This is a genomic window from Neotamlana sedimentorum (assembly GCF_000943565.1).
Lineage (GTDB): Bacteria > Bacteroidota > Bacteroidia > Flavobacteriales > Flavobacteriaceae > Neotamlana > Neotamlana sedimentorum.
The window spans coordinates 66,835-74,942 of record NZ_JTDW01000017.1; the positions used below are offsets into that span (position 1 = coordinate 66,835).

General features: G+C 32.0%; 5 protein-coding genes and 1 tRNA gene. All 6 read left to right on the plus strand.

The features are described from left to right. Positions 1–21: 21 nt before the first annotated feature. A complete protein-coding gene (locus PW52_RS15430) occupies positions 22–2,460 on the plus strand; it encodes a YfhO family protein (protein ID WP_044633881.1) in 2,439 nt (812 codons plus the stop codon). After that, positions 2,453–3,733 (plus strand): glycosyltransferase family 4 protein, encoded by a 1,281-nt coding sequence (locus PW52_RS15435; RefSeq protein ID WP_044633882.1) that lies wholly within the window; start codon positions 2,453–2,455, stop codon positions 3,731–3,733. The genes PW52_RS15430 and PW52_RS15435 overlap by 8 nt, the downstream gene beginning before the upstream one ends. Then, complete coding sequence (locus PW52_RS15440; RefSeq protein ID WP_044633883.1) at positions 3,733–5,199, plus strand: lipopolysaccharide biosynthesis protein; 1,467 nt, start codon at positions 3,733–3,735, stop codon at positions 5,197–5,199. The genes PW52_RS15435 and PW52_RS15440 overlap by 1 nt, the downstream gene beginning before the upstream one ends. A gap of 59 nt (positions 5,200–5,258) precedes the next feature. After that, on the plus strand, positions 5,259–5,636 hold the full coding sequence (locus tag PW52_RS15445) for a PH domain-containing protein (RefSeq protein WP_044633884.1): 378 nt from the start codon (positions 5,259–5,261) through the stop codon (positions 5,634–5,636). Between the two features lie 827 nt (positions 5,637–6,463). After that, positions 6,464–7,399 (plus strand): tyrosine-type recombinase/integrase, encoded by a 936-nt coding sequence (locus PW52_RS15450; protein ID WP_052823529.1) that lies wholly within the window; start codon positions 6,464–6,466, stop codon positions 7,397–7,399. A 477-nt stretch (positions 7,400–7,876) separates the two neighbouring features. Continuing rightward, positions 7,877–7,958 (plus strand) — tRNA-Leu (locus PW52_RS15455). Positions 7,959–8,108 lie beyond the last annotated feature (150 nt).

Consider the following 8,108-nt stretch of genomic DNA (forward strand, 5'->3'; position numbering starts at 1 on the left):
ATCCATATACAATTTATTTAAATGACATTTTCTTTTAAAAAATTCCTACCTCATATATTCGTTTTAATTGGGTTTGTAGTTGTTTCTTTAGCTTATTTTACTCCCGTTTTACAAGGTAAAGCAATTTATCAAAACGATATTGTTCAGTTTATTGGTATGAGCAAGCAGCAAACAGATTTTAAAGCTGCTACGGGTGAAGAAACGTATTGGACAAATAGTGCTTTTGGAGGCATGCCAACCTATCAATTAGGCGCCAGATATCCGCATAACTACATAAAAAAAATAGATTTGGCGCTTCGTTTTTTACCACGTCCTGCCGATTATCTGTTTTTGTATTTTCTTGGTTTTTATGTACTGTTATTGGTATTAAAAGTCGATTTTAAACTCGCAGCCCTTGGTGCTTTAGCCTTTGGGTTTTCAACGTATTTAATCATTATTTTAGGTGTTGGCCATAATAGTAAAGCACATGCTATTGCTTACATGCCGCTGGTTTTGGCTGGTATTTTGCTCGTTTTTCAGAAGAAATATATTGGTGGCTTTTTACTAACCGCCATAGCTATGGGCTTGGAATTGGTGTCTAATCATTTCCAAATGACGTATTACCTCATGTTTTTGGTTGTAATACTTGGTGTCACTTATTTTATTGATGCTTTTAAAAAGAAAACTTTACCGCATTTTTTTAAATCAATAGCAATTTTAATTGGAGCTGTTGTGTTATCTATAGCTTTAAACGCCACAAATATTTTAGCTACACAAGAGTATGTAAAGGAAAGTAAACGTGGTAAAAGTGAATTAACAATACTTGCCGACGGAAGTGCCAAAAGTGTTACTTCTGGGCTTTCTAAAGACTACATTACGCAATTTAGTTATGGTATTGCCGAAACGTTTAATTTATTTATTCCCCGGTTTATGGGTGGTGGTAATGGTGAAAACTTAGATAAGGATTCTGCAACCTACGAAGCGGTTAGAAAATTAGGAGCATCTACAACTGAAGCTGCTGAGTTTGCTAAAAATGCACCTATGTATTGGGGCGATCAACCTATTGTTGAAGCGCCAGCGTATATTGGAGCAGTGGTTATTTTTTTGTTTGTATTTGCCTTGTTTTTGGTGAAAGGGCGCTTAAAATGGTGGCTTGTTGGAGGTACAATATTTTCCCTGTTGCTGTCATACGGGAAAAACTTAGGGTTTTTAACCAATTTCTTTATCGATTATGTACCGCTTTACAATAAGTTTAGGGCTGTAACCTCAATTCAGGTAATTTTGGAATTATGTGTGCCTGCCTTGGGTATATTTGGTTTGGTGCGCTTGTTTAATAATTTTGAGAAAGAAGAAGAAAAACTAAAAGCCTTAAAATATGCTACAGCTATTACAGGTGGTTTAGCTTTGATGTTTTTACTATTAAAATCTTCGTTGTTCGATTTTGTTGGAGCGAACGATGGGTATTATCGTCAAAATTACGGTCAAGCCTTTGTTGATGCATTAAAAGCAGATAGAAAATCGATATTCACAACAGATACCATACGAAGTTTAGTTTTAGTTTTATTGGCTGCAGCTGGTATTTTTTATTATTTAAAAAACAAATTAAAAGAAAAGTGGCTTGTTGCTGTATTCGCAATTTTAATTGTGTTTGATTTAGTTGGAGTTGACAGGCGCTATGTTAATAACGACGATTTTGTTTCAAGCATCGCTATGAACAAACCGTTTAACGCCAATGCCATTGATAACGAAATATTAAAAGATAAATCGCATTTTAGGGTTTTCGATTTGGTTTCAGGGCCTTCAAAACCTTCATATTTTCATAATTCTTTAAATGGTTATAATGCTGCTGAATTACGCCGTTATAGTGAAGTATTCGAATGGTACGTGTCTAAAAACAACATGAATGTGCTTAATATGCTGAATACTAAGTATATTGTTGCGCAAGATCAAGAAGGGAATATGTTTCCTTATAAAAATGATGAAGCTAATGGAAATGCTTGGTTTGTTGAAACATTAACCAAAGTTGATTCGGCAAACGATGAAATTAAATTATTGGATAGTTTAAACAATAAAGAAAGGGCAATTTACTCAGCACAAAACACAATGCTTGAGGTTAAGCCAAACTATTTAGTTGATTCTTTAGCTAAAATAGAACTGAAGGAGGTAACGCCAAACTATTTAAAATACGAAAGCAATAATCAAAATGAAGGTTTTGCGGTGTTTTCGGAAGTGTATTATCCATTTGGTTGGAAAACCTTTATCGACGGAAAACCAGTGGAGCACATGCGCGTAGATTATGTGTTGCGTGGTTTAGTAATTCCGGCAGGAAAACATAGTATTGAGTTTAAATTCGATCCAGATGTTGTAAAAACAGGGAGTAAAATTACTTTAGCGAGTTCTATATTGTTGTTTTTGTTGATTTTAGGAGGAATATTTTATCAGTTTAAAAACGGCCGATTACTCGACGATACAAATGAGTAAAAAAAAAGTTTTAATAATTGCCTATTATTGGCCACCTGCGGGCGGTCCTGGTGTACAACGTTGGTTAAAATTTGTAAAATACTTACCCGAGTTTAATATTGAACCTATTGTTTTTGTTCCTGAAAACCCGAATTACCCTTTAATTGATGAGAGTTTAATTGCTGAAATACCAACAGGCATTACTGTTATAAAACAGCCTATAAAAGAACCTTATAAACTGGCGGGTTTGTTCTCGAAAAACAAATCGAAAACCATTAGTAAAGGCATAATTACCGAAAAAGAAAACCAAAGTTTTATCGAAAAACTGATGCTTTTTATTCGTGGTAATTTCTTTATTCCAGATGCTCGTAAAAATTGGGTAAGTCCTTCATTTGAAGTGATTAAAGTGCTTTTGTCTAAAGAAAATATTGAATCTATTCTTACTACAGGTCCGCCGCATAGTTTGCACTTAATCGGCTTGAAGTTAAAGCAAGAATTAGATGTGAATTGGATTGCCGATTTTCGCGATCCGTGGACAACTATTGGCTATCATAAACAGTTAAAACTTTTAAAATCTTCAGCAAAAAAACATAAACAATTAGAGCGTCAAGTTTTAAATACGGCCGATAAAATAATTGTGACCAGTTTTACTACCCAAAAAGAGTTTCAGAACATCACCCAAAAACCAATAGAAGTCATTACAAATGGTTACGACGACGAAAAAACTGAAACTACGGTATTAGATTCTAAATTCACCATTTCTCATATCGGTTCGTTATTATCTAAGCGAAATCCTGAAGTTTTATGGCAAGTTTTAAGAGATTTAAAAAAGGAAAACGAATCGTTTTCCAACGACTTACAACTTAATTTTGTTGGCTTATTAAGCGAAAATGTGGCTCATTCTCTTGAAAATTACAGCTTAAGTAATTGTGTAAATAATTTAGGTTATGTGTCGCATAATGAATCAATTAAATTTCAAAAAAAATCACAATTATTATTGCTTATTGAAATAAATTCAGAAGACACGAAATGCATAATTCCAGGCAAGTTGTTTGAGTACATGGTAGCACAGCGACCCATTGTAGCCATAGGCCCAAAAGGTTGGGATGTTGAAACTATAACTACCCAAACCAACACCGGAACATGCTTTAACTATAATGATTACGACGCATTAAAAGCAACGATTTTAGAATATTACAAGGCTTACAAAAATAATGATTTAACTGTGCAGCCAATTGGTTTGCAAAAGTATCATAGAAAAGCACTCACCAAACAATTAACGCGCTTAATATAATGGGAATTGTTGCGAATCAGTCCTTTAAAAATATACTGTTAACCTATTTGGGTTTTTTTTTAGGAGGTGTAAATACGTTGTTTTTGTACACAAATTTTTTAAGTACTCAGCAATATGGTATGGTAAATTATATGCTGTCGTTAGCCACAGTTTTAACGCCTTTAATGGCCTTTGGTGTTCATAATACAGTTGTTAAATTTTATTCATCGTATAAAACGCGAGTTTCGTTAAATAGTTTTTTAACCTTAATGCTTTTTTTGCCGCTAGCGGTTGTAATTCCTGTGGTTGCGGCTACTTATATTTTTAATGAAAGTATTAGTGAGTTTTTAGCTGTTAAAAATGACATTATTAAAAATTACATTTGGCATACCTGTGTAATCGCGGTTGCTTTAGGTTATTTTGAAGTATTTTTTGCTTGGGTAAAAGTACAGATGAAAACCGTTTTTGGAATTTTTATGAAAGAGGTTTTTCATAGGGCAGGAGCTATGGTTTTACTGGTTTTACTGTATCTTAAAGTTATTGATTTAGATGCTTTTATGAATGGTTTAGTTGTGGTTTATGTGCTAAAAATGGTAGTCATGAAAATTTACGCTTTTAGTGTAAAATGGCCAGTTTTAAGCTTTAAACGACTAAACAATTTAGGCGCTGTTTTAAAATATTCCATGTTAATTATTATCGCCGGATCTGTAGCAACAGTTTTACTCGATGTCGATAAAGTTATGATGGGAAGTTATATCGATATTGAAAAAATAGCCTATTACAGTGTGGCGGTGTACATTGCAGCAGTAATTGGAGTGCCGCATCGGGCTATGCATCAAATATTAATGCCTTTATCGGCAAAATATTTAAACGATAGGGATTTCGATGCCTTAAAAAGTTTGTATCAAAAAAGTTCGCTTAATTTGGTTATTGTAAGCGGGCTAATCTTTTTGTTAATTACGCTTAATATTAACCAATTGTATTTGTTAATGCCAAACTCTGCGGCGTATAGCACAGGTTTATTTGTGCTATTTATTATTAGCATTAGTAAGCTTTACGATGCGCTTTTGGGTAGTAATAACGCCATTTTGTTTAATAGCGATTATTACCGAGTTGTATTGGTTTTAGGTGTTGTTTTGGTGCTAATTATGGTGGTGCTAAATATGGTTTTTATTCCCATGTTGGGTATAAATGGTGCTGCCATTGCTACTTTTATTGCTGTGTTTTTATACAATACCGTTAAAATTGGTTTTGTGTATAAAAAGTTTAACATGTTGCCCTTCTCGAAAGCTACGGCCAAAACCTTTATTTTAATAGCTGGTTTGGTGTTGGTGTTTTATTTTTGGGAATTTCCTTTTCACCCTATAATTGCTATGGCATGCAAATCGTTACTTGTGGTTGTATTGTATCTTTTTGTGGTGTATCGTTTTCATTTTTCTAGTGATATTTCTGGAGTTTTAAAGCGGTATTTACGGTTTTTAAAGTGAAATTAACGTGTTTGTTTTAAAAAGCTTTTATTTACAAGATTAATTTAAAACTATATATCATGGGATTATTAAACAAAATATTAGGTAATGCAAGTCAGGCATCAACCGAGCAACTAAACGCTAAATATTCGCGTTTGTTAGCCGATAACGAACAAGTAGAGTTAGGTTTTAAATTACTTCGCGATGTGTTTATGTTTACCAATAAACGCTTAATTCTTATTGATGTACAAGGTATAACAGGTAGTAAAGTAGAGTATAAGTCTATGCCTTATAAAAGTATTTCAAGGTTTTCGTTAGAAACTTCGGGAACTTTCGATTTAGATGCCGAATTAAAAATTTGGATTTCTAGTGAAAACTTGCCATCTGTAAGCAAAAAATTTAATAAAAGCATCGATGTTTACGAAGTACAAAAATATTTGGCTGGTAAAGTGATGTAATTATCAGAAATAAAAAGTAATTAAAGCTTGTTGTTGTCTTATCGGCTAAATATATTGAAACAATTCCAGTACTAACCATCGTACAATTTGGCTCTCTCAAAATCCTGTGATTGCCATAACATATAAACACAATGTCATCCTGAACTAGTTTCAGGATCTCAGACAGGAGATTTACATAATCTTTTTAATGAAAGATGTACCATAGTTAAAATGTTCATTACAAGGACGCAGGACGTGGTAACCTCATTTTTAAAAATAGATTGGCTTCGTTGACCGCGATGACATTAATACCTTAAAGCAAGCTTAGGCGAAACGCATAAAATAAAAGGCTGCTTAAAAAGTTACCTTTTTGTAAATCTGAACTAGTTTCAGATTCTAATGTATTTTGAAAATAAATTGTTTAAGATTCTGAAATAAATTCAGAATGACAGATTTTACAGTTTTTAGAGAGCCTCTTTTAATGCTGTAGTGAGATCGAGATTTAAGGTAAGCTGTACAATAGTAAAAGCCTGTAATTTTAGCGTCTTGTTATCATACGTTTTGCTATAAAACAAGCTTTCGAAAAACGCAGAAAAAAAAGCCTAACACTTTTGTGTTAAGCTTTTACTGTTGTAGCGAGATCGAGATTTGAACTCGAGACCTCCGGGTTATGAATTTAGAACGTTATATATCATTTTAATATAAATACCTTTAAAATCAATAAGTTACCGCACTCTTAATTTTATTTGATATCAAATGAATCCAAATAACATCAAAGAATGTTTTAGCTATGTTTTAGCAGAGGTTAATTATTAATAATTGTATATTTATTTAATTACCAAATAATTATGTCATCAATAAGCCCATTTTTAGACAAGAGACCTAACTCAAAAAAGTTGCATCCTATAACTATAAGAATAATAAAGGATAGAAAACAATTTCATCAATATGATATAGTATGTCATCGCATTAAAGTTTTTAAAGCGTTTGTAAAAAAAGATAAACTTTATTTTAATGAATTGACTGTAGAGCTTTTAAAACTTTTTGAAAATCACTTATTTAATAAAAGGAATCTAAAGCCTAGAACTGTTGTGAATTATATGATAACTATTCGTACTATTTTTAATCTTGCTATATCTAAATCCGATACTAATATTCAATTTTATCCATTCGGAAAGGGGAAATACCAAATCCGATTTCCAGAAACAAGAAAGATAGGTTTGAATATAGATGAAGTTATAGTTTTAGAGAATATAAAGGGAATTACAAAAGCACAACAGTATGCTTTAAATGCATGGTTAATTAGTTTTTATTTTGCAGGAATAAGAGTTAGCGATGTTCTTAAATTAAAATGGATAGATTTTTTAGATAATAGATTAAACTATAGAATGGGAAAGAACAGTAAATTAGTTTCACTTAAAGTTCCAGGAAAAGTTGTGAGTATTTTAAAAAGACTTGAAAGGAATGAAGACTCAATATATCTATTTAAAGAATTGGAAGGTGTCAATTTAAATGATCATAAACAATTACGAACTAGAATAAAGACCGCAACAAGGAATTTTAATCGCAGATTAGAAATAGTTGCAGTAAAAGCAGGTATTGATAAAAAACTAAGTATGCATATTGCAATACATAGTTTTGGTAATATTTCTGGTGATAAAATACCTATCCAAATGCTTCAAAAGTTATATAGACATTCTTCTGTAACAACTACGATTTTATATCAGTCAAATTTTGTAAAAAAGGATACAGATGAGGCATTAGAAAAAGTTATTGACTTCTAAATTCTTTCAAAAATTTTTTTTAGGGTCGGGAGAATGAGGAACTATCCAGATATTTATTTTTATAGTATTAACAGGGGGTATCGCTAGGTGGTATATTTTTACGCACCGAATTACGCACCTCTTTATAAAATTTAAATCTATTATACTTAATTTGGTGAGATTCGAGGTGTTTAGCTACTAAATGGTCAGGGCATAACGCAAATTTCAATGATTCGAGTCCAATTCCAGATAGTAGAAAAATCAAATCTATCAATAAATTAAAAGTTTTTTACTTTAATAGGTACAGAATTTTGCTATTTATCTTCTACTTAATAATATTAGGGTCGTTTTAAATTAATTTATTATTTAATAAAGTTGTTGAAAAATTCCTTACAAAAATTGATAGCTTTAGATTTAATTAAATTATCAGGTAGCAAGATTAATTATACACGCCAGACTTAGGATTTAACCTAATTATTAGTGTTAAAATATTAAAATGCGGGCGTGGTGGAATTGGTAGACACGTTAGACTTAGGATCTAATGCAGCAATGTGTGGGAGTTCGAGTCTCCCCACCTGTACAAAAGTCGAAGAGAAATCTTCGACTTTTTTCGTTTAAAAAGCCTGTGTTTTTTTATTAGGTACAACATTTTGTTATTTTCGTAGACTTAATTTAAAATGCTGATTTTTAATTATATATAATTTGCATATCCGTTATTAGTCATAATCCT

What these genes read in the sequence shown, in the direction of transcription:
- PW52_RS15435 (WP_044633882.1), top strand. Translation starts at nt 2,453, where the DNA reads ATGAGTAAAAAAAAAGTTTTAATAATTGCCTATTATTGGCCACCTGCG.
- PW52_RS15445 (WP_044633884.1), top strand. Translation starts at nt 5,259, where the DNA reads ATGGGATTATTAAACAAAATATTAGGTAATGCAAGTCAGGCATCAACC.
- PW52_RS15430 (WP_044633881.1), top strand. Translation starts at nt 22, where the DNA reads ATGACATTTTCTTTTAAAAAATTCCTACCTCATATATTCGTTTTAATT.
- PW52_RS15450 (WP_052823529.1), top strand. Translation starts at nt 6,464, where the DNA reads ATGTCATCAATAAGCCCATTTTTAGACAAGAGACCTAACTCAAAAAAG.
- PW52_RS15440 (WP_044633883.1), top strand. Translation starts at nt 3,733, where the DNA reads ATGGGAATTGTTGCGAATCAGTCCTTTAAAAATATACTGTTAACCTAT.